25 protein-coding genes and 2 pseudogenes are annotated in these 25,369 nt (G+C 67.7%); 14 read left to right on the top strand and 13 right to left on the bottom strand.

Annotated features, from left to right (window positions below; genetic code table 11):
• Positions 1-32 precede the first annotated feature (32 nt).
• From OG698_RS40620 to OG698_RS40585, 8 genes are read left to right on the top strand one after another with little or no spacing between them, the layout of a single operon-like run.
• On the top strand, positions 33-1,106 hold the full coding sequence (locus OG698_RS40620; RefSeq protein WP_406109145.1) for an amidohydrolase family protein: 1,074 nt from the start codon (positions 33-35) through the stop codon (positions 1,104-1,106).
• Complete coding sequence (locus OG698_RS40615) at positions 1,106-1,516, top strand: metal-sulfur cluster assembly factor (RefSeq protein ID WP_406109143.1); 411 nt, start codon at positions 1,106-1,108, stop codon at positions 1,514-1,516. Before OG698_RS40620 ends, OG698_RS40615 begins: the two co-directional genes overlap by 1 nt.
• Positions 1,506-2,528 carry an alpha/beta hydrolase fold domain-containing protein gene (locus OG698_RS40610; protein WP_406109141.1) on the top strand — a complete coding sequence of 341 codons (1,023 nt, stop codon included), beginning with the start codon at positions 1,506-1,508 and terminating at the stop codon, positions 2,526-2,528. Before OG698_RS40615 ends, OG698_RS40610 begins: the two co-directional genes overlap by 11 nt.
• On the top strand, positions 2,521-2,952 hold the full coding sequence (locus tag OG698_RS40605) for a hypothetical protein (protein WP_406109139.1): 432 nt from the start codon (positions 2,521-2,523) through the stop codon (positions 2,950-2,952). Before OG698_RS40610 ends, OG698_RS40605 begins: the two co-directional genes overlap by 8 nt.
• Positions 2,953-2,960: 8 nt before the next feature.
• The gene (locus OG698_RS40600; RefSeq protein WP_406109138.1) at positions 2,961-3,566 is read left to right on the top strand and encodes a nuclear transport factor 2 family protein; all 606 of its coding nucleotides are present in this window, start codon (positions 2,961-2,963) and stop codon (positions 3,564-3,566) included.
• 40 nt (positions 3,567-3,606) lie between these two features.
• Complete coding sequence (locus tag OG698_RS40595; protein WP_406109136.1) at positions 3,607-4,698, top strand: Rieske 2Fe-2S domain-containing protein; 1,092 nt, start codon at positions 3,607-3,609, stop codon at positions 4,696-4,698.
• Positions 4,695-5,105, top strand: a complete 411-nt coding sequence (locus OG698_RS40590; RefSeq protein ID WP_406109134.1) for an FAD-binding oxidoreductase — start codon at positions 4,695-4,697, stop codon at positions 5,103-5,105. The genes OG698_RS40595 and OG698_RS40590 overlap by 4 nt, the downstream gene beginning before the upstream one ends.
• The gene (locus tag OG698_RS40585) at positions 5,032-5,655 is read left to right on the top strand and encodes a flavin reductase family protein (protein WP_406109132.1); all 624 of its coding nucleotides are present in this window, start codon (positions 5,032-5,034) and stop codon (positions 5,653-5,655) included. Before OG698_RS40590 ends, OG698_RS40585 begins: the two co-directional genes overlap by 74 nt.
• Positions 5,656-5,730: 75 nt before the next feature.
• Here the strand turns inward: OG698_RS40585 and OG698_RS40580 are convergent, their stop codons facing one another.
• Genes OG698_RS40580 through OG698_RS40570 form a run of 3 tightly spaced genes read right to left on the bottom strand, consistent with a single transcriptional unit; the run spans position 5,731 to position 8,995 of the window.
• On the bottom strand, positions 5,731-6,807 hold the full coding sequence (locus tag OG698_RS40580) for a maleylacetate reductase (protein ID WP_406109130.1): 1,077 nt from the start codon (positions 6,805-6,807) through the stop codon (positions 5,731-5,733).
• Positions 6,808-6,857: 50 nt separating this feature from the next.
• Positions 6,858-7,751, bottom strand: coding sequence for a dioxygenase (locus tag OG698_RS40575; protein WP_406109128.1), 894 nt, complete (start codon positions 7,749-7,751; stop codon positions 6,858-6,860).
• Positions 7,752-7,801: 50 nt separating this feature from the next.
• Positions 7,802-8,995 carry an FAD-dependent monooxygenase gene (locus OG698_RS40570; protein ID WP_406109127.1) on the bottom strand — a complete coding sequence of 398 codons (1,194 nt, stop codon included), beginning with the start codon at positions 8,993-8,995 and terminating at the stop codon, positions 7,802-7,804.
• A gap of 152 nt (positions 8,996-9,147) precedes the next feature.
• Between OG698_RS40570 and OG698_RS40565 the strand changes: the two genes are divergently transcribed.
• A complete protein-coding gene (locus tag OG698_RS40565) occupies positions 9,148-9,921 on the top strand; it encodes an IclR family transcriptional regulator (protein ID WP_406109125.1) in 774 nt (257 codons plus the stop codon).
• Between the two features lie 451 nt (positions 9,922-10,372).
• Here OG698_RS40565 and OG698_RS40560 read toward each other — a convergent pair whose 3' ends face one another.
• Positions 10,373-10,882: a hypothetical protein gene (locus OG698_RS40560; RefSeq protein ID WP_406111772.1), complete on the bottom strand. Its 510-nt coding sequence runs from the start codon at positions 10,880-10,882 to the stop codon at positions 10,373-10,375.
• An 84-nt stretch (positions 10,883-10,966) separates the two neighbouring features.
• Here OG698_RS40560 and OG698_RS40555 point away from each other — a divergent pair, with 84 nt between their 5' ends.
• Positions 10,967-11,524 carry a DUF5753 domain-containing protein gene (locus OG698_RS40555; protein ID WP_406111554.1) on the top strand — a complete coding sequence of 186 codons (558 nt, stop codon included), beginning with the start codon at positions 10,967-10,969 and terminating at the stop codon, positions 11,522-11,524.
• A 123-nt stretch (positions 11,525-11,647) separates the two neighbouring features.
• Positions 11,648-12,156, top strand: a pseudogene (locus tag OG698_RS40550) (nitroreductase family deazaflavin-dependent oxidoreductase).
• 72 nt (positions 12,157-12,228) lie between these two features.
• On the opposite strand, the gene OG698_RS40545 reads toward OG698_RS40550, so the two are convergent.
• The 3 genes from OG698_RS40545 to OG698_RS40535 all read right to left on the bottom strand — a co-directional run bounded on the left by OG698_RS40545 (position 12,229) and on the right by OG698_RS40535 (position 15,519).
• Complete coding sequence (locus OG698_RS40545; protein WP_406109123.1) at positions 12,229-12,705, bottom strand: CBS domain-containing protein; 477 nt, start codon at positions 12,703-12,705, stop codon at positions 12,229-12,231.
• Positions 12,706-12,811: 106 nt separating this feature from the next.
• The gene (locus OG698_RS40540; protein ID WP_406109121.1) at positions 12,812-14,110 is read right to left on the bottom strand and encodes an ArsB/NhaD family transporter; all 1,299 of its coding nucleotides are present in this window, start codon (positions 14,108-14,110) and stop codon (positions 12,812-12,814) included.
• Between the two features lie 173 nt (positions 14,111-14,283).
• Positions 14,284-15,519: a cation:proton antiporter gene (locus tag OG698_RS40535; protein WP_406109119.1), complete on the bottom strand. Its 1,236-nt coding sequence runs from the start codon at positions 15,517-15,519 to the stop codon at positions 14,284-14,286.
• A 242-nt stretch (positions 15,520-15,761) separates the two neighbouring features.
• Here OG698_RS40535 and OG698_RS40530 point away from each other — a divergent pair.
• Positions 15,762-16,200: pseudogene (locus OG698_RS40530) on the top strand (ATP-binding protein); the annotation flags it as partial.
• A gap of 736 nt (positions 16,201-16,936) precedes the next feature.
• Here the strand turns inward: OG698_RS40530 and OG698_RS40525 are convergent.
• The 4 genes from OG698_RS40525 to OG698_RS40510 form a co-directional block, all read right to left on the bottom strand.
• Positions 16,937-17,395, bottom strand: a complete 459-nt coding sequence (locus tag OG698_RS40525) for a hypothetical protein (protein WP_406109117.1) — start codon at positions 17,393-17,395, stop codon at positions 16,937-16,939.
• A gap of 266 nt (positions 17,396-17,661) precedes the next feature.
• Positions 17,662-18,756 carry a hypothetical protein gene (locus tag OG698_RS40520; protein WP_406109115.1) on the bottom strand — a complete coding sequence of 365 codons (1,095 nt, stop codon included), beginning with the start codon at positions 18,754-18,756 and terminating at the stop codon, positions 17,662-17,664.
• A 471-nt stretch (positions 18,757-19,227) separates the two neighbouring features.
• Positions 19,228-20,229 carry a hypothetical protein gene (locus tag OG698_RS40515; RefSeq protein ID WP_406109113.1) on the bottom strand — a complete coding sequence of 334 codons (1,002 nt, stop codon included), beginning with the start codon at positions 20,227-20,229 and terminating at the stop codon, positions 19,228-19,230.
• A gap of 33 nt (positions 20,230-20,262) precedes the next feature.
• Positions 20,263-22,533, bottom strand: a complete 2,271-nt coding sequence (locus OG698_RS40510) for a hypothetical protein (RefSeq protein WP_406109112.1) — start codon at positions 22,531-22,533, stop codon at positions 20,263-20,265.
• Positions 22,534-22,885: 352 nt separating this feature from the next.
• Between OG698_RS40510 and OG698_RS40505 the strand changes: the two genes are divergently transcribed.
• A complete protein-coding gene (locus OG698_RS40505) occupies positions 22,886-23,944 on the top strand; it encodes a PucR family transcriptional regulator (protein WP_406109111.1) in 1,059 nt (352 codons plus the stop codon).
• 222 nt (positions 23,945-24,166) lie between these two features.
• Positions 24,167-24,349 carry a hypothetical protein gene (locus OG698_RS40500; protein WP_406109109.1) on the top strand — a complete coding sequence of 61 codons (183 nt, stop codon included), beginning with the start codon at positions 24,167-24,169 and terminating at the stop codon, positions 24,347-24,349.
• A gap of 437 nt (positions 24,350-24,786) precedes the next feature.
• Here OG698_RS40500 and OG698_RS40495 read toward each other — a convergent pair whose 3' ends face one another.
• Complete coding sequence (locus tag OG698_RS40495; protein ID WP_406109107.1) at positions 24,787-25,095, bottom strand: hypothetical protein; 309 nt, start codon at positions 25,093-25,095, stop codon at positions 24,787-24,789.
• On the bottom strand, positions 25,092-25,367 hold the full coding sequence (locus OG698_RS40490; RefSeq protein WP_406111770.1) for a hypothetical protein: 276 nt from the start codon (positions 25,365-25,367) through the stop codon (positions 25,092-25,094). The genes OG698_RS40495 and OG698_RS40490 overlap by 4 nt, the downstream gene beginning before the upstream one ends.
• Positions 25,368-25,369: the final 2 nt, after the last annotated feature.

Here is a 25,369-nt window from a genome sequence, read left to right as displayed (position 1 = left end):
ACAGCACCGACAGCACTCCTCAGGAGCAGACGATGATCGAAGACACCCTGGTGGTCGAGGGCGTCGCCCACGACTACAACTTCCTGCCCGAGAACTGCGTCGACCCGGCCTTCGGCCGCGCCATCGGCGAGCACATGTACCACCAGCACCAGAAGTTCGGTGGGCCCGACTACGCCGTCGAGAAGTCCGTCTACCTGAACCACTCCGTGGGCACCGAGGCGCTCGGCCGCGCGATCCTCGCGGAGAGCCAGACCGACATCGTCGTCTACCACGAGACGCCCATCTACGGACACTTCAAGGACGGCGGCTCCCGCCTCTCCACCGGTCTCGAAATGCGCGAACTCTGGCCGGACCGGGTCCTCGTCTACGGTGCGGTGTCCCCACTGCGGCCCGGCGCGGTCGACCGGGTCGACGAACTGGTCGACACGTACCACGTCAACGCGCTCAAGTTGTACCCGATCGACCTGGTCGAAGGGCGCGTCACCGCACTGGACCTGAGCGACCCCAAGGTCTGCTTCCCTGTGTTCCAGCGGGCGCGAGAGCGCGGCATCAAGGTCGTCGGGATCCACAAGGCGCTCCCGGTCGGCCCCGGCCCCGCTCATGCGCTCCGTGTCGACGACGTCCAGGGCGCGGCCGCTGCCTTCCCCGACCTGACCTTCGAAGTCGTGCACGGCGGGCTCGCGTTCGTCGAGGAGACGGCACTGCTGATGGAGTGCGCACCGAACATCGTCGTCAACCTCGAAGTCACCTCCGCCCTGGCCCGTACGGCGCCGCGCCGCTTCGCCGAGGCGATGGGGGCGTTCCTCGCTGTCCCGGGTGGGGCCGAGCGCATCATCTGGGGCACCGGCTGCATCGCCGCGCATCCACGCCCCTTGATCGAGGCGTTCTGGAACCTCGAAACCCCGCAGGACCTCATCGAGGAACGGGGCGTGGAACCGCTGACCCTGGAGGCGAAGAAGAACATCCTGGGCCGCAACTTCCTTCGTCTGCACGGCATCGACGAGGACAAGCTGCGCGCCACCATCGCCGGCGACGAGTTCGACACCGCCGAACTCACTCCGGCCTGGGGCGGCCGGCTCGAGCGCACGGTGTCCGGAGCCGCGTGATGAGCGAAGTCACCGAATCCCGGGTGCGGGAGGTGCTCAACACCATCACCGACCCGTGCAGCATCACCGCCGGCGTCCCGGCCGGCATGGACGACATGGGGCTGATCGGCGACATCCAGGTCCGCGACGACGGGCCGGGCGGCTGTCAGGTCAGCGTGACCTTCGGGCTCACCGACCCCACCTGCATGCTCATGGGTGCCTTCGGCAACGAGGCACGGATACGCCTCGGCGCACTTCCCGGGGTCACCGGGGTCGACGTCGTCCTGGACCACGACATGGAGTGGACGCCGGACATGCTCGCCCCGGACTACCGACAGCGGCTCTCCGAGCACCGCGCCGAGAGGCGCCGGAGCCTGCCTCTCGTGACCCTGGCTACGAGGGGACGAACCGGTGGGCCGGATGAGCAGTGACACCGCACCGCAGCCACAGGCCGCCGACCTCGCGGCTGTGCAGACGAACAACGCCGACGTCATGGGCCGTTTCATGGAAGGCCTCGGCAGTGCGCCACCGCCACCCGAGCGAATCGCTCCGCCTCCCGTCCGAGTGGTGCGCGACCTCGTGTTCAGCGCGCCTCCCGGCGACCTGGGTCCACGGGAACTCCGCATGGACCTGTACCTACCGGAAGAGGCATCCGGCCCCGTCCCCGTGATCGTCTGGCTGCCGGGCGGCGGCTGGCGCACCCAACGGCGGGGCTACGGACCCCGGTTGACCAGGCTCTTCGCCGAACGCGGCTACGCCATGGCGGACATCGAGTACCGGTCGTCCGATCTCTCCCCCTGGCCGTCCCAGCGCGACGATGTCCTCGCCGCCTTGCGTCACCTGCACACACTCGCGGACACCCACAGCCTGGCCAGTGACTCGATCGGGCTGTGGGGCAGCTCGGCCGGCGCCCACCTGGCGCTGCTCGCGGCCTTCGCCACCGGCGCGGGCGGGGAGCCGGCGGTTCCCGGCATACGAGCCGTCGTAGCGGGCTATCCCCCCACCGACCTGCTACACCTCGACGACGACGCCCTGCCGGGCGGAGTCCTGGGCGTGGACCCCTCCGACCCGGCGTGGGGGCTGCTCGGCGGACGACCCGCCGACCGACCCGAGGCCGCGGCCGAAGCCAGCCCGGTCCGGCAGGTCCATCCAGGCGTCCCGCCCGTCCTCCTGATGCATGGCGACGCCGACCTCCTCATCGGCCCGGCGCAGAGCCGCCGACTGCACGACGCGTTGCTCGCGGCCGGCGCGGAGTCCACCCTCCTCCTCGTCCACGGTACCGACCACAGCTTCCTCAACACCGGCGACTGGGAGCTGCGCCCCATGACAGCCACCGCGCGATCCTCCCGCACCCCGGGCACCGAGCGGACGGTTCGGCTCACACCGGCGCTGATCGAGCGTTTCTTCGACCATCACCTGCGATCGGACCCATGGAATGCCTGACCGTCGACCGCGGTACGACGACGTCGCCCGCGCCCTGGCCCGTGTCGCGCTGGCCGCAGTCTTCGTCTCCGGCGGCCGCCATGTGTGGCGCCATCCGGATGGCCCTGCGCAGGCGGCAGAACCCTTGCTCAAGCGGTGCCGCCGGACCGTGCCGATCCTCGACTGGCTGTCGGACCGCCAACTGGTCCGTGTCAACGCGGCCGTTCACGTCGCTGCCGGAGTCGGGCTCTCCGTGGGCCGCGTGCCTGCCGTCTGCGCGACGGCGCTCGCCGCCTCGCTGGTTCCGACCACGGTGGCCGCCTTCCCCTTCTGGGAGCAACCGCCTGGCCCTCAACGCGCCAAGCAGCAGGGCGAGTTCCTCAAGAACGCCGCGATGGCGGGCGGACTACTCGCCGTGGCCCTCACCGACCGGACACAGAAATGAGCACCCACATGACTACAGATCAGGCGCAGATCCGGCAGCTCGTGGAGAACTGGGCGGTGTGGCGGGACGCCGGCGACTGGGACAGGTTCGCGACCACCTGGCATCCGCAGGGCTGGATGAGCGCCACATGGTTCCAGGGTCCGGCACCGGACTTCATCGCCGCCAGCAAGGAGGGCTTCGAGCAGGGCGTGAGCATCCTGCATTTCCTGGGCGGTCACAGCTCGGACGTGTCGGGCGAGCGGGCGATCGCACAGACCAAGATGACAATCAGTCAGCGCGCTGAGGTCGACGGCGCCCTGGTGGACGTGGTGTGCACCGGCCGCTTCTACGACTTCGTAACCCGCGACACCGGAGCGTGGACGATCGTCCGCCGTCAGCCCATCTACGAGAAAGACCGCCTCGACCCCGTCGACCCGGCCGCCTCGCTTACCCTCGATGCCGATTTGCTCGCCGGTTTCCCCACGGGCTACCGCCACCTCGGTTACGTACAGACGAAAGCCGGGTTCACGGTCAAGAACGGCCTGCCCGGGCTCGTCGGCAAGGAGGTCGAGCGACTGTACGCGGAAGGCGCGGCCTGGCTCGCCGGATCCGAGAAGCCCGGCGTCCCGCAGTGAGGCGCCGCTCACGGCAGGACATCAGAAGGGACTGTTCCTGATGTATCCCCTGAACGCCTGGTACGCGGTGGCCTGGGACACCGAAGTCGGACGGGCGCTCCTCCCCCGGACCATCTGCGAGCGGCCCGTCGTCCTGTACCGCACGACGGAAGGAGCGCCCGTCGCGCTCACCGACGCCTGCTGGCACCGGCTCACTCCGCTCTCGTTGGGTCGGCTCGACGGTGACGATGTCGTCTGCGGCTATCACGGCCTGGTGTTCGGCCCCACGGGTCGCTGCCAGCGGATGCCGGCGCAGGAGACCCTCAACCCCTCGGCGGCCGTGACCGCCTACCCGATCGTCGAGCGCCACCGGTTCATCTGGATCTGGCCCGGCGACTCCGACAAGGCCGACCCCTCCCTCGTACCGGACCTGCACTGGAACGACGACCCCGACTGGACGGGCGACGGCGAGCGGATCGAACTCGACTGCGACTACCGCCTGGTGATCGACAACCTGATGGACCTGACCCACGAGCAGTTCCTGCACTCCGACAGCCTCGCGAACGACGAACTGTCCCACTCCGAACCGGACGTGGAGCACGACGCGGACTCGGTCGTGCAGACCCGTTGGATGCACGGGATAGAGGCGCCGCCGTTCCTGGACATGCAACTCCGGCGCAAGTCACCGGAGTTCCGAGGGCTTGTCGATCGCTGGCAGATCATCCGCTTCAAGGCTCCGTCGACGGTCACCATCGACGTCGGCGTCGCCCCCGTCGGCACCGGGGCTCCGGAGGGTGACCGGAACGCGGGAGTCAACGGCCAGGTGCTCAACACCATCACGCCGGCCGCCGCAGGCAAGTGCCACTACTTCTGGGCGTTCACCCGCAACTACCACCTCGGCGACCAGGGCCTGACAAGCCTCCTGCGGCAGAGTGTGTCCCGCGTCTTCGCCCAGGACACCGACATGCTCCACGCGCAGCAGCGCGCCATCATGGCCAACCCCGACCACGAGTTCTACAACCTCAACATCGACGCGGGCGGCATGTGGGCGCGGCGCATCATCGACGCCAAGGTCTCCGCCGAGCTGGGCCGTGAGCGCACCCACCCCACCGCCCTGGCGGTGGCCGCGGCGACGACACGGCGGTCCGCATGACAGACGCCACTCCGCAACGGGCGACCGTCGGGGCACGCCACGACGTGACACCGGACATCGTCCTGCTCTCGCTCCGCCTCTCGCAGTCAGCGCCCACACCACCTCCGGGCAGCCATCTTGAGGTCGTCGTACGACTTCCGGCCGGGCCCGACACCCGGTCCTACTCCCTCGTGGATCTCGGCCGGGACGACGGTCTGCTGCGGATCGCCGTGCGGCGCCACCACGACGGCCGTGGGGGGGCGGTGTGGATGCACACCCTCGGGCCAGGGGACGAGCTGACAGTCTCCGGCCCGGTCGACGCCTTCCCCCCTGACCCCGGGCCCGGCCCCCAGCGTGCTGCTCGCCGCCGGGGTGGGCATCACCCCTGTCCTGGGTTTGGCCCGCGCCCTGCGCACCCGCGGCAGTGACTACCGGGTGCTCTACACGGGCCGGACGCGTGAACATATGGCGTTCACGCGGGAGTTGGAGGCGGCGCATCCCGATCGGGTCACCGTGGTCGAGTCCGCGCGCGGGGCACGCATCCGGCCCGCCGAGGTGGTGACCACGGTGCCGCGCGACGGCGTGCTCTACGTCTGCGGGCCCATGGGCCTGCTCAAAGACGTGCGGCAGGCCTGGCAGCAGGACGGGCGGTCGCCGACGAACCTGCGGTTCGAGACGTTCGGGACCAGCGGCAGCCTTCCCGCGCAGCCGTACCGGGTCGAGGTGCCGCGCCACGGCGTGACAGTCGAGGTCCCGGTCGGCACGAGCATGCTGGACGCCCTGCAGGCGTCGGGCGTCGACCTCATGTACGACTGCCTGCGCGGGGAGTGCGGGCTGTGCCGGGTCCGGGTCCTGGAGGCTGACGGGACCATCGATCACCGCGACGTCTTCCTGTCGTCCAGACAGCGGGACGAGGGGCGCCAGATGTGCGGCTGCGTCTCCCGCGTGGCCGGGGCCAAGGTCACCATCGACTGCTGAGCTCCCTTACAAAACTTCGGAGGGCCTGCGCGGCGGCATCGCCGCGCAGGCCCTCCGGTCTGTCACCTGTGTCATCTAAGTCATCGACGAGCAGGCCGTAGCCGGATCCGCTCCCTCCCATGCGGCTCGCAGCAGCAGTCGTACGCCGTCGGGCGTGAGCGGGCGTGGGTTGTCCGCGGGGGCCACGTCCAGGATCGCCGGCACAGCATCGTCGATGTCGGACTCGGCAAGGCCGTGGTCCCGCAACGCCGTCGGCGCGTCAACCGCCCGGCGCAGGCTCTGCAGACCGTCGAGCGCCGATACCGAGCCGAAGGCTTCCGCGATCCGCCGCTCGGCGTGTGGCGCGGCCGAGGCGTTGAAGGCCAGCACGTACGGCAGCACGACGGCGTGCGTCTGCGCGTGCGGCAACTCGTATCTGCCGCCGAGCACATGACAGATCTTGTGGTGCAGGCCCGATCCCGCCGAGGAGAACGCAACCGCCGACAGGTACGCCCCGTACAGCATCTGTTCTCGGCCTTCGATTCCGTCCGGCTCGGCCGCCACGGCGGGCAGGCCGGCCGCGAGCGCGCGGATTCCCTCCCCTGCCAGCGCCTGGTCCACGGGGTCAGTGCGCGGCGCCCACATCGAATCGACGCAGTGCGCAAGGGCGTTGAGGCCCGAGGCGACGCTCATCGCCACCGGGAGCGAGAGGGTGAGCGTCGCGTCGTAGACGATCGCGCGCGGCAGTACGCGGGCGTCCACGCCGGTGGTCTTGCGGGAGCCTTCCGTCAGGCCCCATACGCTGGTGGCCTCCGACCCCGCGTACGTGGTCGGGACGGCCACGATCGGCAGGCCCGTGGTCAACGCGACGGCCTTGGCCAGGCCGGTCGTCGAGCCTCCGCCGACGCAGACCAGCACATCCGCCTCGTGCCGGGCCGCGGCGGCCCGGGCCCGTTCGGCGGTGGCCACCGGGACGTGCATCGCTACCTCTTCGTGGTGCACGACCACCGGAAGATCGGCGGTGACGGCCTTGGCCAGGCCGGCCTCGCTCGCCGCGGCGATCACCATCACGCGTGCGCCGCCGAGCCGTTCGACTTCGGCGTGCACCGCCGCGCGCGCCTCACCCGCGGCGAAGTGGACGCGCTGCGGCAGGGTCTCGCGCTCGAATCGCATGGGTCGTTCTCCTCCTCGTACTCGTACGTCGCTGTATCCCACGGCCCGCGTCATGTACGCCGCAGCACGATGTCGAAGCGGACCCGGGTCCAACTCATGTCGGTCAAGGGGCGGCCGTCGGGCGTCGGAGTACCGGGCTCCTGCCGGTCGAACTTCTTGACCAGGGAGTCCTTGACACCGAACACGGCGTCCTGGGTCAGCAGCTGGTCGCCATCGACGAAGATGTGGGTGATCACGGTGCGCAGTCCGGGGGCGGTCGCCATGAAGTGGAGGTGGGAGGCGCGCAGCGGGGAGCGTCCGGTCTTCTCCAGGAGTGCGCCGACCGGCCCGTCGTGCGGGATCGGGTACGGGGTGGGGGTGAGGCCCCAGAAGGCGTAGTGGCCCGCGTCGTCGGTGAAGAGGTGGCCGCGGCCCGCCGTACGGTCCGGTCCGTACTGGACGTCGTAGAAGCCGTCCTCGTCGGCTTCCCACACGTCAAGTCGGGCTCCGGCGACCGGGTTTCCATCCGTGTCCGTGACGGCCCCCTCGACCCAGCACGGTTCACCCGGGGCCCCACCAACCATGTCGCCGCCGATGGCGATCTCCGGGGCGCCATCCACGAAGAACGGGCCGACCACAGTGGCTTCGGTGGCGTCCCCTTCGGCCTCGTGGTTGACGTTGATGGTCTGCATGGAGGCGCCGAGGACGTCGGAGAGGAGCACGAATTCCTGACGGCGGTCGTCTGTGATGTGGCCGGCCGCGGTGAGGAAGTCGACGGCTCGCTGCCACTCGTCCTCGGTCAGCCGGACGTCCCGGATGAACCCGTGCAGGTGCCGGACCAGGGACTGCATCAGCTGCTTCAGACGTTGATCCGGCGTGTCCGCGAACGACGCGAGCACGGTACGGATCAACTCCTCCTCCACCTGCCGCTGCTGCTCGGACACTGCGGGAGTGGCTTCGGACATGATGCGGCTCCTCCTGTCGGCCGTGTCAGGGGTGTCAGGGGTGTCAACCGTCATGAGATAGACACCTCTTCGGTGTCGTGGCTGTAGATCCACCCGTTCTCCACCAGCGGATCGGCCTCGGCGAGAGCCCTGTCGCGGGACTTCTGCTCGGGCCCGTCCGGCAGATGGTTGACGTCCCGGCGGGCGTGACTGATCCGCTGCAGGCGGGTGGTGCGCTCGATGCGCTCGGACTCGTAGCGCTTCAGTGCCCCTTCAGGAGTATCGGGTGCTTCGGCGAGGCAGCGAGCGAGTATGGCGGCGTCCTCCAGGGACTGGGCCGCACCCTGGGCGAAGAACGGAAACATGGGGTGCGCCGCGTCCCCGAGCAGAGTGACCGGGCCGCGGCTCCACCTCTGCAGCGGCGCCCGGTCGAGGAGAGCCCATCGCCCCGGCACTCCGCCCGCCGCGATCAGATCGGTCACGCGCGAGTCCCAGCCCGCGAACTCGGCCAGGAACTCCTCAACAGTCCCCTTCGCGCTCCAGGACTCCTCCGTAAAGTCGCCGGCGGGAGCGAAAGCAACCACGTTGACGGACTGTCCCGCGTCGATCGGGTAGTGCACGAAGTGGCGGCCCGGTCCGAGCCAGAGGGTCTGGGCCCGCCGCCGCGCGAATTCAGGGGCGCGCTCGGCGGGCACGACGGCGCGGAACGCGCAGATGCCGGAGTACTGCGGGGCTGTGGCGTCGGCGACCAGGCCGCGCACCACGGAGTGCACACCATCGGCGCCGACGACGACATCCGCGTCCGCCCGACTGCCGTCCGCGAATCGCAGGTGTGCTCCGCTCCCATTGGCTTCCACCGCGGTGCAGCGGGCGCCGAGACGGATCCACTCACGGGGCACGGCCGACCGCACCGCTTCCAGCAGGTCGGCCCGGTGGATGGTGTACGTCCGCTCGCCATAGAGCCGTTCGCAGACACCGCTCAGCTTCTCCACGGACAGCACCTGCCCGTCCTCCCAGCGCAGGAACTCCCAGCCCCAGTCGAGCGGTACCGCACTGCGCATCACCCTCTCCATCACACCCAGGCGGCGCAACAGCCGTACGGCGTTGGGGGCGATCACGAGCCCGGCGCCCACCTCGGCAAGTGCGGGCGCCTGTTCATAGACCGTGGCGGTCAACCCCGCGCGCCGCAGAAAGGCCGCGGTGGCCAGACCACCTATGCCTCCTCCGACAACGGCGATCCGCGGACCGCTCTCCCTCGCGTGCATCAGCGGCTCCTTCGTTCCTTCATCCCAAGGTGGACGTCCTGACGACTCCTCGATCCTCATCGACCCACGTACCGCGCCGAAACAGCTATGTTCATTCAACGAACATCCTGTTCCACAAGTCGCCTTGGGCACATCGAGAGAGGGAGGCACCGGTGCCCCGCTCGAACCAGCCCGGTCGCAGCGTGAGTTCGCGGCTCTTCGACGTTCTCTTCGCCTTCCGCACCGGCAGGTCACAGCTGACCCTGGCCGACCTCACGCGGGAGACCGGCCTGCCGCACGCCACCGTGCGCCGACTCGCCCTGGCACTGGTCGAGGCCGGAGCACTGGACCGCACACCGGACGGCGGCTTCACCGTCGGCATCCGCCTGTGGCAGCTCGGCACACTGGCGCCACTCAGCATGCCCCTGCGCACGATCGCACTGCCGTACATGGACGACCTGCACGCTGCACTGCGTCAGCACGTACAACTCGCGGTACTCGAGGGCATGTCGGCCCTACTCGTCGAACGATTGTCGGCGGGCCACGCGGTGGACGTCACCTCGCGGCCCGGCGGGCACCTGCCTCTGCACGGCTCCGGCGTGGGAAAGATCCTTCTCGCCCACGCAGCACCGGAGTTGACCGATCAGGTCATCGAGGCGGGCCTGAGCGCGCATACCGAACGCACCCTCACCGATCCCGCGCTGCTGCGGGCACAACTGGCCGAGTGCCGGGAGACCGGTGTGGCGTACGTCCACGGGAAGACGTCACCCGGAGCCGACTCGGTGGCCACCCGGATCCTCAACGCCGACGGCAACGTGGTCGCGGCACTCTCGGTCGTCGTACGGGCCGGAACGGTCGACCTACGGACGATTCGCCCGGCCGTCATCGCGTCCGGCCTCGCCGTGTCCCGCAGGCTCGGCTGGCACCCGCCGACCGGGGTCCGGTAGGCGGGTCACCCACATCGCGCTGAGCCCGGCAGATACGAGGAGGCCGACGACGCCCCATGTCGGCGCCTTGGAGCAGGCAGCGTGCAAGACGGCGGTGAGGGCCGAAGCTGCGGTGGAGGCTGCGACATCACAGACCCACCCAGTTGCTCATGGCGGCGGCCTACGCGGCAAGTTGGTAAGCCAACCAGGTCCTGGACGTTGAGGTCGGGCGGGGGCGGCCCCGGTCCTCATTGCGGCAGCCCGGTCGGCGAAGGACCGCACGGACCCGCACAGCGCGCGGCACCTCAGGCGGACGAGGTCCGCCCGCGCCGCGCGCGGACCACTGCGGCCCTTGACAGGGCCGACTGCCGGGTGGGTCCCGAGCTTGCAGCGCGATCTGATTTCTGTCATCACGTCATGAACGAAGCCCCAAACCAGCGTGCCGTGGCTGTCGCGTGTGCCAGAAGGCGATTCAGGAAGGATCGGACCAGATGTCCATGGGGACGGTACTGACGCTGCGGCCGGCCGGGTCCAAGATGCGGCCCATGCGCTTGACGAAGCGCAGAGAGACCGCCTGGTCGAGCACCTTCAACTGAGGCAGTGCGCTGGTGAGTCGGGATTCGAGGCCTCGGATGTCAGGAAGGGAGCGGAGCCAGACGCTGATGAGCAGGTTCGCCGTGCCCCCTGCGAGGCCGATGCACGCCCGGATTTCGGGGACGGCGGCCAGCAGTCTGGTCAGGGCGTCGCGATCGTCGAGGTGGGCCTGGGCCCAGATCGAGGTGGAGATCGGCCAGCCGCACAGGGGCTGAGCGACTTCGCAGCGCAGCTCCAGGTCCTCGTTGGCGACGAGGAGGGCGAGACGCTTGCGTACGGTCGTGATCCCCACGCCCAGCTCCTCTGCGAGGTCCGTGAGCCACGTACGTCCGTCGGCCCCGAGGCGGCACAGGCCACCGGCCACGAGGACGCCATAGCGGGTCTCCACTCACAGCTGGCCGGGTTCGAGTCCCTCACCCGCTCCTGGCGCCGCCAGCTCGCCGGCGGCCACCGCCCCGTACAGGAAACGCTCCTGGCCGAACACGAACGCACCCACTCGTTCCGCATATGGGAGAACTCCGCCATCCCCGGAGTCCTCCAAACACCGGACTACGCACGCGCCATGTTCACCCGCTACACCGAACTTCGCAGCGTTCGCCCCGACACCGAGGAAGCCGTACGGGCACGGCTCGAACTGCAGAAATGGATCTACGCGGGCACCAAGGAGTACCACGTCGTGCTCTGGGAAGCCGCCCTGTACGCCCTGATCTGCTCACCCCAGACCCTCGCCCTGCAACTGGAACGACTGGCCGGGCTGGTCGGGCTGGTCGGGCTGGTCGGGCTCAACACGTTGCGACTCGGCGTCGTCCCGCTCACCGCATCCCTCAAAATCCCACCAGGAAACGGCTTCTGGATCTACGACGATCGCCTCGTCGTCGTCGAGGACTGGCACGCCGAACTCTGGCTCGACACCACCGACAGTGTCACGGCCTATGAAAAGGTATGGGACACGCTCACCGAGTCCGCGGTCTATGGCGCGGACGCACATCGCAGCATCCTGCGCGCCCGACAGACTCTGGGACCACGATGAATTGCGGCCTCGCTCCAGCCCGCGCGTACGTCGACGGACCCAGGCCGCTACTCCTCGACCCTGGCGGGGCAATGAGGATGCGGTGACGCCAGACCGGGCGGGGCCGGGCATGGAGGGCATGTGATGACGGCACAGCAGCGCGGCACCCACAACCGCCCTCCCCTGCCGCGCGGCTGGGGGCGACGCCTCGCGCGACTCCCATCGCCCTCTACCGCGTGGGCCTTGGGCCGGTCTTCGGTAAGCGCCTGCTGCTCCTGCACCACATCGGCCGGACCAGCGGCCTTGACCGGCGGGTGGTCCTCGAGGTTGTCGCCCACGACACGGAACGGGGTAACTGGATCCTGGCCTCCGGCTTCGGCCCCAAGGCCGCCTGGTACCAGAATCTCCGCGCCACCCCGAAGACCACCATCCAGGTCGGCAACCGCAACTACGCCGTCACCGCCCACTTCTTGAGCGCGGACGAGGGCGGCGAGATCACGAGCCGCTACGCCCCTACCCATCCCCGCATAGCACGCCGCCTGTGCGCCTTCATGGGCTTCGATGTCGACGGCACCACCGAGTCCTACCGGCAGGCCGGCCGCCAGATCCCCTTCATCCGCCTCGACGCCGCCCCCGGCCAGCGCCTGTCCTGAAGCGCCGCAACAGACACGATCGAAACGGGGCAAGGCTCAGCGTCGGAGATCCAACCGCTGGCCGGCAGGGGGTCAGGAAGGCGGTAGCTTCCCCGCTGCGCCCAAAAGCTCGTGCAGCAGATGCGACGCGGTGATCACACCGAGCAGGTGTGGGCCGTCATCGGCGCGTTGCACCACTGCCACCAGAGGGCTGCGGACCTGCGCCATGAGGGCGGCCACTTCCAGCGCGGTGTCGTCGGGGTCGGCGATGGGCGGCCGCGCGGCCTTGTCCTGGAGGCAGTCGCCGACTGTACGGCCGGACAGGGCCTGGCAGAGCCGGTCGGCGTGCTTCTCGTCGATCACGGCGGCGAGGGCCGGGTCCTCGACGACGTAGGCGGGCACCAGGACTTTGATCATCTGTGAGGCGGGCAGGATCGCCTTCGGCTCGCCGTGCCTGTCCAGGACGAGCAGTCCCGGGAGTTTGTGCTCGGCCATCAGCTGGGCCGCTTGGATGGCATCACTGTCGACGTCCACCGCCTCGTATTCGACCGCAAGGTCACGTGCGCGCACGGGCCGGCTCCTCGTGTTCTCAGTAGGGGTTCTCATCCTGAGCCAAGCGTCGTACCGATTGCGGACGCTGACCGGGTCCTTGATATGGAACATACGCGGGTACCGGTCATGCCAGGGCGAAGTAGCGCAGCCACACGTACCCGGCCGAGATCGTGACGGTGACGGTGGTGACGATCAGACCGTACTTGGTGAACTGCCAGAAGCTGATGGGCTGGCGGCTGCGTTCGGCGATGCCGAGGACGACGACGTTGGCGCTAGCGCCGATGGCGGTGGCGTTGCCGCCGAGGTCGGCGCCGAGCGCGAGGGCCCACCACATGACGTGATCGCCTGCGCCGCCCATGTCATGGACGAGGTCGGCCGTGATCGGGGCCATGGTGGCGACGTAGGGGATGTTGTCGACAATGCCCGACAGAACGGCCGACGCCCCGAGCAGCACCATGGAACCGCCCAGTTCACTGCCACCGATGACGTCCGCCAGAGCCTTGGAGATCTCGCCGATGACGCCCGTCTCGATCAGCCCGCCAATCATGATGAACAGGCCCGCGAAAAAGGCGAGCGTGGGCCATTCGACGTCGCTGAGCACCTCACTGGTCTCCACGGAGGAGACGGCGACGAGCAGCCCGGCGCCGAGCAGCGCGACGATGCTGGGCGCGTAATGCAGGAACGGGTGCAGGACGAACCCGGCGACGACGAGAGCAAGCACCACGAGACCCTGGACCATGAGCCGGGGGTCCTTGATGGCCTCGCGCTCCTCGAGCGCCATGATCTCCGCGGCGCGCTCCTCGTCATAGACGAAGGTCTTGCGGAACATCACCCGACACAGCAGCACGAGGACGACGGTCAACAGGGCCGACAGCGGTGCGAGATGGACCAGGAAGTCGTTGAACGTCAGGCCGGCGCGGCTGGCGATGATGATGTTGGGCGGGTCGCCGACCAGGGTCGCGGTGCCGCCGATATTGGAGGCGAACACCTCGGCGATCAGGAACGGGGCGGCGGGCAGCGCGAGCCGCTCGCACACCAGGAGCGTGACGGGCGCGACCAGCAAAACGGTGGTGACGTTGTCGAGCAGTGCCGAGGCGACGGCGGTGATGACGATCAGCATCACCATCACGCGGAAGGGTTTCGCGCAGGCCCGTTTGACGGCCCAGATGGCCAAGTACTCGAACATTCCGGTCTTCTTGAGCACGCCGACGATCATCATCATGCCCATGAGCAGGAAGATGACGTTCCAGTCGATCCCGGAGTCGGTTGAGTAGAAGGCCGACTTGTCGTCCGTGGCGCCGATGGCGAGCATGAGCGCCGCGCCGCCGAGCGCGGCGGCGACGCGGTGGATCTTCTCGCTGATGATCAGCGCGTAGGCGCCGACGAAGACGACGATCGCCGCCCAGCTGTGCCAGTCGTTCACGTTCCTCCGATGAGTCGCTACCTGGGGCGGGCGCCGCTAGGGTGCCCGCCTAGCCGATCTGTCCGCCGTCGTGTTCAACGACGGCGGATGGTGTGTTGTGGGCCGTCGCGCTTGGCACGGCGGCCTGTTGCGCGCGAGTTCTCGGGCCGGTGTATGGGTGGGGCTTCGCGAGGTCACGTGCCGACATGGCCGACCTCCTTGGCGGTGTCCCGCTCGTGGTGGGGCTCCTCGATGCCTGTCAGGTCTTCGACGTCGAAGAGCCGGGCGACGTGTACGTCGGTGCTGCTGTGCGCGACGATCGAGAAGGCGATGCACACGGCGATCAGCGTGTACGCCTCCTCGCCGTGCGGGATGCCAGCCTGGAGCACCAGCAGCCCGTAAACCACGGAGGCGAAGCCCTTCGGACCGAACCAGGCGGCGACCAGCGCCTCCCGACGCTCGATGCGACTGCCGATCAACGAGAGCAGCAGCGAGGCGGGGCGGATCAGGACGATGGCCAGGGCGACGGCGACGTAGCCGCCGAGCGACAGGTCGCCGAAGAGTTGCGGCGTGAGCAGTGCGCCGAACACCAGCAGCGCTGCGAACTTGGCGAGCTCCGCGAGTGCCTCGCCCAGCGGCTCGAACGCCTCCTGGGCCTGTGGCGAGCGGGCGGCCAGGACCGCGCCTGCAGAGAACGCGGCCAGGTAGGGGTTTGCGTGGGTGACGTGGCAGACCGCGTAGAGGATCACGCCGATGGCGAGCGGCAGCAGCGGCTGCAGCTTCGGCTCCGCGCCGAGCAGCCGGAAACGGACCAGCGCGATGACGGCCATCGGCAGGATGACGCCGAATGCCAGGCCAAGGACCAGCTCCAGGGCGATCTTCGACAGGGAGGACTCGGCGTGGCCCGAGGTAGGTCCTGCGGCGGCGATGAGGACCAGGACGACCGGCAGGGCGAGGCCGTCGTTGATGCCGCTCTCCACGTTCAGCAACTGTCGTAGTTTCGCCGGGACTTCCTTGCGGCCGACGATGGCTGAGGCGAACACCGGGTCCGTGGGTGCGAGGACCGCGCCGACCAGGAAGGACGTCGTCCAGTCCAGTCCCACCAGGTAGTGGGTGACCAGAGCCATGCCGACGAACGCGATCGGCATGCCGAGGCCCAGGGCGCGGGCCGGGTTCTTCCAGTTGGCGCGCAGCTTGGGGAAGGAGACGTGCATGCCATCGGTAAACAGCACGGCGAACAGGGCCAGATCGGCCGTCACCGACACGATCTCGCTGTCCGGCGTGATGTGGATCAGGCCGAGGAAGCCGTCGCTGACCAGCGCTCCGCCTACGAGGAAGAGGAAGGAGGTGGACAGCACGGTACGGGCGGCGAGCCCGGACAGGAGGACCGCGATGAGTAGTGCCACTCCGAATACGGCAATGAGGACCATGGCCGGTGTTCCCCCGATCAGAGAAGAGAGTTCTCTCGAATTCGCCGACCAGGCTTCCCGGCACACCGGGGGGAACTTTACCGGTTCCTAACGCGGGATTGACAGGGCTCTGACGCGCAACCGGCCGGAGGCCAGATTGCCGGAAACCGGAAGCAAGGCGCAGGTGGGGCCCTACCGCCTTATGACCAACTACTTCGACGCCGTCGCGCCAGCGGCGGTGACCACCGAGAGGGAGAAGCCCAGTGACCCTGCCCCGCCAGCGCGGCCTGACCGAGCAGGCCGCCACCACGGCCATTGACACCGCCGGCCGCATGCTGCGGCTCCCGAACATCCGCAACGAGTTTGCCGACATCGCCGACCGGGCGATGAAGGAACAGATGACCTGCCGCGGGTTCCTGGACGAGCTGCTGATGGCCGAGTGCGACGACCGGGCCCGGCGGCGATCGGAGCGCAGGATCAAGGCGGCGTGCTTCCCGCGGGAGAAGCGCTGCGGGCGTTCGACTTCGACGCAACTCGAACATCGACCCGGCCACCATCCACACGCTCGCCAGCTGCGAGTGGATCAAGAAGGGACAGCCGCTCTGCCTGATCGGCGACTCCGGCACCGGCAAGTCGCACATGCTGATCGCCCTGAGCACCGAGGCGGCGATGAAGGGCTACCGGGTCCGCCACGCCCTCGCCGCACTCGCCCTGGTCACGCGGCGTCACACCGGCGACTCAGTGCAAGATGCCTTCCTGCGGAGAAGTGGTCGCTGGCTGCTTCACCTCGTCGGAGTCTCGGCCTTGCTCAAGCGGTCCGCGATGAAGGCGACCAGCAAGCCGATCAAGACTGCCCACAGCAGCACACCGTCTTTGCCGACCAGCCAGCCCCGACGGTCAGAACGAAGGCCACAGCACCGGCTGCCACAGCAATGCGGTTTCGCAGGAACAGCCACTGCTGGCGAGTGCTCCCCGGGCGTCGCAGCGCTCCGATGGCGACACGGAGCAGCAGCATGGCGATGATCACCAAAACAGGCAGTAGCACGACACATCTCCGAGACGGATCGACGACAGAGCCGCCGACCAGACTTCCCGGCACACCGCACACCCCACCGGATGTGTTCCCGCCACCCTACCCACCCTGGCCCCGACCCCAAGACCCTCGAATGTCAGGCAGCGCTGGCGGGACTCACTGGCTCAGCGCTGCCGATGACACCACTTCTCATGGACATTCGCGACCGTCGGGTGCCTGAGATGACACCCGAACCGATGGACAAACGCTGCCGATAGAAGTGAACGAAGCCAACCTCGGGACCGTCTGCCTATGTACGAAGGTTACGAAGGGCCCCAGCATCGCGGGGGAAGTGCTTGCCGTGGTCTTCAAGCTCGTCGAGTCCGCCCAGTGCAGCCGCAGACCGTGATTGCGGCATGAGCGTCGTCATCTGGCGACTGCGTGGAACCAGTACTCACGGATCTTCGCCATTTCCTCCTCGAACTTGGCATCCGCATGCTTGCTGGTGAAGGCACCCGGAATCGTGAGTGCCCGTCCGTGAACCCGGATGGCGCGCACATCCCACCAGGTACCGCTGCGTGTTTGCCTGCAGCGCTTCTCAACCCGCGCGATCTCGCCCCATGGGATCGACCTGCGGCTGACGAAGGTGTGGAACTCCATCCCATTGGGTGTGAGGAGCGTCCGGCCGTATCCACGGTTGACCATGTAGATGAGCATGATCAGCCAGAACAATCCTTCGCCGCCACCCCACCACCATCGCTCCGTGGCGCGTGCAGACAGTGCTGTTGCCGTCGTCGTGCCGAGGCCGACAAGCATCAGGAATCCGGTCCACCAGCAGTTCCTGCGCTTATCAGCAGCGTCGAGACTTATCCACGCATCAGGCACAACCGCGATGCTACAGACACAGGATGGCGCCCACCATCGCCTCTACGGACCCAAGGAGACAAGCCAGCCGAACCGCCGGCATTGACTATTGCTTTGTCGACGGTGGCGCCGTCGTGGACGTCCATCCTTACGTCTCCGCCGACCGCGAAACCTCTCAGACGACTATGCCGAAGCTAGCTCGCTCGCTGGTGAACGCCGCCTCACCACCACCTCAAGAGGGGGCGACGATCGAAGATGTTGCCCCTGGGCAATGCCGGGGGTCGGCTTCAGGGGAGGGTGACGCGCGGGCAGGAACGGGCGTCGGCCGTCGCGTCGAGGAAGTTGTGGAACGTGGCCTTCTTAATCTTCGCGTAATCGGTAGCGGAGTGGTCGACGCTGTCGAGTAGGGCCCCCTCGTAGGTGCCGTTCCAGTGCGCGGCGAAGTGCACATCACCGCCGTCGCAGTGCAGAACGGCCTCGTCGATCGCGGCAACCCCCTTGTCGCCGGGGAGCGTTTCGAAGCTGTCCGTATCCTTCTGGGCCGCCTCGACGAGACTCTTGTCCGACGTCGCGGCAAAAGACACGGCCGCCTTGGCCGAGCCGGCCATGCGCAGGTCACACGCCCAGGTGTGGGCACTTACGTTGTTCACCTGCTCCCGGTCCGGTTCGGCCCGTCCGACGAGTACGGCCTCCTTGGGCAGCGCGAAGCCTTGGACTCCACACACGCTCCGGGCATCTGTCCTCCGCGAGGCGGATGGGGCGGTGAGATCAGGGGTGGCCGAGAGCGCCGGCGTGCCGCAGTCGGCCTTTCCCGTGACCTGTCGGGCCGCCCGGGTCAGCAGCCGGGCCAGACCACCCGGGTCTACCGACCCCTTTTCCACGGTGGCCTCCACCGTCGCCACCGCGCCGTCCCCGGCACGTACGACCTGGCTGCCCTGTAGGCTGCCGCCCTTGTCCCAGCAGGACTTCGGCAGGACGACGTACCCGCCGCCGGGCGAGACGGCACCGGTCACCCCGTCCTTGAAGTACGACCGGGCGGCAGGGTTCTTCCAGACATTGGTCGTGAAGGGGAACGCCCCTTGCTCGCTGGCCGTCCTGAGCGTCACCCGCTGGTCGTCGTCTCCGACGAAGCGGCTGGTGCGTTCGATCGTGCACGCAAACTCGGCCCGCTGCGTGTCGACCTGCGAGTACACCTGCGACAGACGACCGGTGGAGTCCAGAGCGGCCAGCGAGTCCCCGCTTCCCAGGCGACCGTCACAGAACGAGTCCGCGCCAAGGAGATTCGTGTTCCACGAGCAGTACCCGGAGGCCAGAGCGGCGACCACGATCAAGGCGCCCGCCGCGACGAACACGGGCTTCTTCTTCCGCGTCTGGACAGTCATGGTGCTCTTTACCGGTTCCTTGCGTCGGGTTGCGCGGGGGCGTACCGATTGCGCTGATCAAGCGCGGGACCGCAGGGCCTCGTGCGTTGTCTGGCGGCCGGCGATGGGGCTCTGCCGCGCCTTTCCGGCCTGCGGTGTCGGTGGCGGTGGGTCCATGTTGTCGTTCGCTTCCCCACTCGTCGAAGGAGCGGTCGCGATGGTCCCGGGCGACGTCATTGCCCGACTCGGCACTTCATCAGACAGTGAGCCAGTCGCTTCCCGGACTCTGGCGAGCCAGCTGTCGTTCCGGACGTCGGCGAGGCGCTGGGCACCCTCGCCGCCGACCGCGGCACCCATGCCGAAGCTCGTTCGCTCGCTGGTGGGCGCCGCCTCACCACCGCTGAAGAGGGGGCGTGATCGAAGGCGTTGACGTCTGCCTGACCTGTCCCGGCGAGTAATGAAGACGTCGCGCACCAGCCAACGGCAGGGATCTCAGTGGGTCTTGAGGAACTCCACCGTCTCCTGGTATTTCCGGAACTGGCTGTCCAGACAGTCTTCTGACTGCCGAGCCGAGGGCTTGGAGCTTTCGCCCCGCTCCTTGGCCCAGATGTTCATATAGTGCAAGCCCTGCTCGTGGAAGACCTTTGAGCTATTGGTCGAGGTGGTACTCAGCCCCTTTGCCCAGGTGTTATTGATGTATTCCGCTGGATTGGACTTGTAATCGGGAATGTTCGCCGTGGTTGAAGAAACCAGCGAGTCGACCATGTCCTTGTTCCACCTCGCGGATTCCCGTTTCGAGAGGCCGTTGGTGACATCCGCAGCGACGCCGTCGAGCGCGCCAAGCACCAGCGCATTGCCGGTCGGCGGGAGAGACAGGGAGAAACCCTTCGCTGTACCGGGGATGGCCGCTAGGGTGTGTGCGGCGTACCGGCCCTCGGCGCTCCTCACCTTCGCATACGCGGTGGGCGAATCGGATATGGCTCTGACCACGCGAACCAGATCCTCGTGTGCAACCGTCATATGGACACCGGAGTTGTCCTCCCACGGTTCGTCGTCCGAAGCGTGGGTGAGGTAGTCCGCGTCCAGTTCCTTCAAGATCTCGTAAGTGTCCGGTGCGTAATCCGTGATCAATGCGGCGAGCGGCAGGCGCAACGGGCCGGCGATGGACTTCTGCTTGGACTTTGTGAGGGCGTCGCTCGTTGCCTGCAAGGTGTTCCGCATGGCTTGAGCCTGAACCTTTGAGTGGATGCCCGGCTTGTCCCCCGTACCTGCCTCTCTGAGGGCCTCGCCGAGGCCATGGCAGGAGAGGTTCTTGCGGTAGGCGGATCCCAGAGCGTTGTGGATCCTAGTGTCGTTGAGGAGCGCCGAGCAGGTGACGGCATCGCTGCCGTCCGGGCGTGTCCACTTCCAGATTCCGACACCTCCGGCGGCCACCACCACGATGCTGGTGGCCAGAACGGCGGCGCGTATGCGGCGCGACGAAGGCGAAGCCATGGGATCTGTCATTCCTGTTCGTGGGGCAGGTGATCAGTTGGTGGTGTCTGTGAGATACGCCTTGGCGTTGGACACGCCTCGGGTATGCCCGGAGAGGATCTCATTGGTCAGGCCCTGGACATGGTCCTTGCCCTCCTGAGTGCCCATGTCGTAGCGCTCGCTGCCCCAGCCGTGCACCAGGAGCTGCATCTGCTTGTTGGCATCCAAATAACGGTCGTTGATGCCTTCATTGGCCTTCGCGTCGGCGTCCGCCTTCATGTCGTTGCCCCAGACCCAGGCCACGGTATCGACTCCGCGCTGCAGCCCGTCGCCGACCGCGATGGACCCCCCGGCGGTTGGAATGGTCATCGGCGTCACCGCTCCGCCGATGATGTGGTAGGCCACCTTGGACTTCCAGTCGGCGTCGCTGTATGCGCTGCTGCGCTCGTCGTTCAGGACGTCTTCGCGAATCGCGGTGAGGGCGCCGAGTGCCGCACCCGACTTGGTGAGAGGGTTGCTCTCTGAATAACCAGTCGCGCCCTGGGGCAACTTGTCGAGCTCCGCGTTGATGTACCGCGATTCGGCCTTGTCAAGGGTTCCGTATGCATCCGGATCCTCGGACACCCCACGCATGACGTGGACCAATGCGTCTGCCGGGGTGGACAAGTGCGCCGCGTTGGGGTTCTTTTCGTCCATGAAGTAGCCGTCCTTCATGTTCTCGGCGTATTCACCGTCGAGCCCGCCCAGGATTTCTTGGTTGTCCGGTGTGTATTCGGCGATAGCCTGAGCCACGGGGACCCGGAGATTCTCGTGGACTTCGGTCGATGTGCCTTGGTCGAGAGTGTTGAGGATCCCGTTCATGACCCGGGCTTGTTCTTCCGAATGCGTATAGGTCGGCAGTGGCTCCTGACCGTCGGGCAGCGGTACGTGCCCGGTGGCTCCGGCCTGCAGCGCGGCCCCCAGTCCTGTCCGGCTCAGCGGGTCATCCAAATTCGTGACCGTGACGCCGGTGATGGTGTGCTTCGGCCAGTCCCGCGTGTCGTCGCCGCTTCCGGCCAGGTAGTGGAGGTGGTCGTTGTCGACATGCTTCTCGCCGGACCCGTTGCCCGCCGGATCGAAGAAGGCGGTTGCCGCGTCGGGGTTCTTGCTCATGATGTCGAGGGCGCCGTCGATGGCGTCGGCTCGGATACCGTCGTGGCCCGGTCCCCACTCCGTGAACATCCCGGGCTGCTTCTTCTCAGCCGAGATCATGTCGTCGGTGAGCTGGTACAGGAACTGGTCGTCGTACTTCTTGTCGCTGTGCTGCATCGCGCCGACCAGCGACTGGTATCCGTAGAGCGGATTGCTCTTGGACCCGTAGTTCTTGGTCCCGTACTTGTCGAGGCCGTCGGTCCACTGCCGGTAGAACTTCCCGTTGTCGCTCGCGAGCCAGTCGTCGAACTTCTTGGACCCGGGGGGCTGGTCTTTCACCGAGGCCGGGACGTCCGTGGCAGTGGCGATGGTGTCGGCAAGCCCGCCCTGCAGGTCCATGTACTGACCCTTGTGCTTCTTGTCCGAGTCGTAGGCCAGGTGGTTCAGCGAGTTGGTGAGCTTGATCGTCCCGTCGGGCCCGAGGCTGGTCAGCAGCGTCTGGCTGAACGCCTTGTCACCGGAGTTGTCACGGAAGGAACGTCGGAGCTCTGCGATATCGGCCGCCGAGACCTCCCCGTTGTTGAGACGCGTGGCGATGCCTGCTGCCTTTTCCGCCTCGTACTTCTCGATGTCGCCCTGCGCATGGCCGTTGAAGCCGGTGCCCATCGTGCCGTCGTTGATGTCCGAGTCGAGCACGACCGCTTCGAAGGCGATCTCGATGCCGCGATCGGCATCGGTCACGGCCTTCACCGCGTGGTCGAGGCGGTCCTGCCAGGAACCGACTGCCTTCCGAACGCTGTCCTGATAGTCAGGATCGTGATGGATGGCGTTCTTCTCGCCCTCGGTCAGCTTCGAGTAGTCGTACGTGACCACACCCTGGTCCGAGACCTTCATCTTCGCTTCGATGGCCTCTTGCCGCGCGGTCTTGAGGTTGCCCCTCAGCTCCACGAGGTTGGTGTGCGCGTCACGCAGCAGCGAGGCAACCGCCTTGGCCTCCGTCTGAGCAGACTGGAACTCCTTGAGCGTGATGTCGAATCGCTTGTTGGCTGCGTCGGCACTCACGCCTGACCAGGAGTTGCCCAGCGATATTCCGTGAACATCGCGTCTGTATGCGGTCTCGCGCTTCTCGAACTCATTCGCCATGCCGTCCCAGCGGTCGGCCGCGGTGTTGAGTGTGGCGAGGTCGGTGCTCATGATCTCGTGGTAGGTAGGCATGCTTCCCCCTGATGTCGCGCGCCCTGCTCAGTACCGGTCGAGTGACGATGAGGTTCCCGGCACACCTATATGCCAGGCTACAGCCGCTATGTCGGTAGTGGCCTGACGCGCGCTCTTCCGCAGCGATGGCCAGGCGGCCTTCACGACCGAGGCGACGATCCCAGGCAGGCTCGTCGAGGGACAGGTGACCCCAGCCTGAGAGGGCGAGCGGGTGGTCGATTTGGCAGTCCGCCACACCGGCCGGCCCAGACTGACGGACCCGGTTTGGTACTGCCACACCGAGTGGTGCGCTAGAAAGGCGTCAGCGACTCATCAAGAAACGGTGGCGGGCATGGCGGACCGGGACATATCCGAGGCGTACCTGAAAGGTTTTGACCGCATCCTTGCCGGTGCCTCGGTCACCGGGCGGCGTCTGACCCGAGACGAACTCGACTCCCGCCGCGGCCTGGGCGAACAGGCCGCCGAAGCAGGCCTTGGACTGCGCGCCTTGATCGGAGCCCACCTGGCGGCGACCCGGGCTCACTGGCCCGCCGACGCGACGTCGGCCGACAGCGTGCTCGCCGCGATGCAACAAGCCGTCGACGCGTTCGCCGAAGGATACGAGCGGGCCCAACGCATGGCCGTACGCCAAGAGGAAGCCGCCCGCCGCGAGTTCATCGACGACCTCCTGTACGGGCGCAGCGACCTGGGCCTGCTCGCCGAGCGCGCCGAACGCTTCGGACTGCGCCTCTCCTCCGCACATGCTGTCGCCGTCGCACAGGGCACGGCGTCCTACGACGAGGGCGACGCTGCCTCGCGAGAGGTAGAGCACGCCCTGATCGGCCGCTTCGGCGACCGCAGCATCCTGCTCACCACCAAGGACGGGCGCCTGATCTGTATCGCTCCCGGTGACCAGGACGAGGTCCTCGCTTTCTTCGCCAAACAGGCGTACGCAGCCACCGACGGCGGCCGGGTCGCCATCGGGCGCCCGCAGCCCGGTGCCGGCGGAGTCGTCCAGTCCTACGAAGAGGCCTTGAGCGCCCTCGACCTCGGCGAGCGCCTGGAACTCGACGCCCCGGTCCTGCGTGCCGCGGACCTGCTGGTCTACCCCGTCCTCACCCGCGATCGCCAGGCCATGGCCGACTTGGTGCTCAGCACCCTCGGCCCTCTGCGCCAGGCGCGTGGCGGGGCTCAGCCCCTCATCGACACGCTCACCGTCTACTTCGACGCGGGCTGCGTCGGAGCGGAGGCGGCTCGCCGCCTGTCACTGAGCGTGCGCGCACTGACGTACCGCCTTGAACGTATCCACCAGCTGACGGGTGCCGATCCGTCCGACCCCGTACACCGCTACACGCTGCAGACCGCGGTGATCGGCGCCCGCCTCCTCGAATGGCCGGCCAGGGATGTGTGAGGGAGCCAGGATGGTTCCGGCCCCGGACAGCGTCGCGGTGCTGAAGGCGCACTCTGTCTGTACGCACTTCTTTGGGTCCCATCGCGCCAGCAAGTAGTGGCTCCGCCAACTACCAAGTTGATCTGACCCCGCCTGTATGACAAACGCCGTAGCCTGCACTGGTCGGCACGCATTGGGGCCGGCTGACGGTCCTGGACAATCGGCCGCCGAAGGAGGGACGACATGCGTGGCAGTCCCCTCGCGCTGCGTCTGTTGGAAGGGGCGTGCGCAGCCCTCGTGGCGCTGGGCGTGGTCTACGCAGCGATCCTGTTGTTGGCCGCCGATCCTGACGCGCTGTTAATCACGTACAAGCGTGGCGGGCTCACCCCGTTGATCATCTTCTTCGCGGGGTCATGCGCCGGCTGACTCTGCCTGCGCCTGATCAGATCGCGGCAACGCCCACCGGTCGTGCTGGTCATCGGCGTTGCGTGTGCCGTGGGCCTCTTGACCGTGTTTTGGCGGACAACCCACGGCACGGTGGAAGAGCAGCACGTCACGCCTTCCCCGCCCAGTGGGCGCTTCCAGCAGTCGCAGCCTCCTGACAACGCCCCGGGCACGGTACAGCCCCCGGCACCGCCCAGCGTCGAGCCGTAGTCGCACGCGGAGCCCTCCGCCAGCACACCAGTGGGCGAGGGCTTTGTCGCGCTTGCAGATGCCTTGCGGCGCGCACACCACGCTGAGCATTAGGACGCTGGCCGGACGGGTTTCCGCGCCGCGGTTCGGGCCCGTCAGGCATCCCGTCCCCTGGAGCGCCATCAACCTCGTCGACCATTACCCGGTATCCAAAGAAAGGACTTGGCCAGTCAGTTCGATGCGGTGCACCCGGTCGGTCTTGTTCGTCTCGAGCCAGACGTCGTCCGCCGACCCGAGCGGTAGGCCGCCGTGATCTGGCCGTTCAGCTGGGACGGGCGGGCGGTGGGCTTGGGCGCGCTCCCAAAGCCGGTGCGCACCAGCGCCATGCCACTCGCGTTCTTGCCTTCGGCCACGGCGACCAACGGGAAGACGCCGTCGCAGAGGGTGACCGTGACGTCGTACCGCTCCCCCATGCCGATCAGCAGGGCATCAGTCGAGGTGGGCTGGACGGGGTACCCGTCGGTGTGCCTGATGGTCATCTTGTGGCCGCCGAGCGCCCCCGGTACGCCGTGTCACCCGCCGCGTTGATGATGCGCAGCCGGACTCGCGTGCCCGGCTTGGCCCTGTAGATCTCCGGGTCGGCTGGGACGCGCCCGTTGACGAGGTAGTACGGGTACTTGACATCGCCGGCGTCGCCGCCGAACAGCTTGCTGCTGGAACCCGTGAGCATGAACTTCATCGGCATACCGCCGCTGGAGGAGGCGGAGGCGGACGGTGAGGCGCTCATCGCGTCCATGCTTGCGACGCTCATCT

The organism is Streptomyces sp. NBC_01003, from assembly GCF_045162695.1.
Taxonomy (GTDB): Bacteria; Actinomycetota; Actinomycetes; order Streptomycetales; family Streptomycetaceae; genus Streptomyces.
The sequence above is the reverse complement of the archived record's forward strand: the minus strand, read 5'-3'. Positions and strand labels throughout refer to the sequence as shown.

What these genes read in the sequence shown, in the direction of transcription:
- OG698_RS40595 (WP_406109136.1), top strand. Translation starts at nt 3,607, where the DNA reads ATGTATCCCCTGAACGCCTGGTACGCGGTGGCCTGGGACACCGAAGTC.
- OG698_RS40620 (WP_406109145.1), top strand. Translation starts at nt 33, where the DNA reads ATGATCGAAGACACCCTGGTGGTCGAGGGCGTCGCCCACGACTACAAC.
- OG698_RS40515 (WP_406109113.1), bottom strand. Translation starts at nt 20,229, where the DNA reads ATGGCTTCGCCTTCGTCGCGCCGCATACGCGCCGCCGTTCTGGCCACC.
- OG698_RS40520 (WP_406109115.1), bottom strand. Translation starts at nt 18,756, where the DNA reads ATGACTGTCCAGACGCGGAAGAAGAAGCCCGTGTTCGTCGCGGCGGGC.
- OG698_RS40590 (WP_406109134.1), top strand. Translation starts at nt 4,695, where the DNA reads ATGACAGACGCCACTCCGCAACGGGCGACCGTCGGGGCACGCCACGAC.
- OG698_RS40495 (WP_406109107.1), bottom strand. Translation starts at nt 25,095, where the DNA reads ATGACCATCAGGCACACCGACGGGTACCCCGTCCAGCCCACCTCGACT.
- OG698_RS40605 (WP_406109139.1), top strand. Translation starts at nt 2,521, where the DNA reads ATGCCTGACCGTCGACCGCGGTACGACGACGTCGCCCGCGCCCTGGCC.
- OG698_RS40600 (WP_406109138.1), top strand. Translation starts at nt 2,961, where the DNA reads ATGACTACAGATCAGGCGCAGATCCGGCAGCTCGTGGAGAACTGGGCG.
- OG698_RS40615 (WP_406109143.1), top strand. Translation starts at nt 1,106, where the DNA reads ATGAGCGAAGTCACCGAATCCCGGGTGCGGGAGGTGCTCAACACCATC.
- OG698_RS40490 (WP_406111770.1), bottom strand. Translation starts at nt 25,367, where the DNA reads ATGAGCGTCGCAAGCATGGACGCGATGAGCGCCTCACCGTCCGCCTCC.
- OG698_RS40510 (WP_406109112.1), bottom strand. Translation starts at nt 22,533, where the DNA reads ATGAGCACCGACCTCGCCACACTCAACACCGCGGCCGACCGCTGGGAC.
- OG698_RS40610 (WP_406109141.1), top strand. Translation starts at nt 1,506, where the DNA reads ATGAGCAGTGACACCGCACCGCAGCCACAGGCCGCCGACCTCGCGGCT.
- OG698_RS40505 (WP_406109111.1), top strand. Translation starts at nt 22,886, where the DNA reads ATGGCGGACCGGGACATATCCGAGGCGTACCTGAAAGGTTTTGACCGC.
- OG698_RS40570 (WP_406109127.1), bottom strand. Translation starts at nt 8,995, where the DNA reads ATGCACGCGAGGGAGAGCGGTCCGCGGATCGCCGTTGTCGGAGGAGGC.
- OG698_RS40500 (WP_406109109.1), top strand. Translation starts at nt 24,167, where the DNA reads ATGCGTGGCAGTCCCCTCGCGCTGCGTCTGTTGGAAGGGGCGTGCGCA.
- OG698_RS40575 (WP_406109128.1), bottom strand. Translation starts at nt 7,751, where the DNA reads ATGTCCGAAGCCACTCCCGCAGTGTCCGAGCAGCAGCGGCAGGTGGAG.
- OG698_RS40535 (WP_406109119.1), bottom strand. Translation starts at nt 15,519, where the DNA reads ATGGTCCTCATTGCCGTATTCGGAGTGGCACTACTCATCGCGGTCCTC.
- OG698_RS40580 (WP_406109130.1), bottom strand. Translation starts at nt 6,807, where the DNA reads ATGCGATTCGAGCGCGAGACCCTGCCGCAGCGCGTCCACTTCGCCGCG.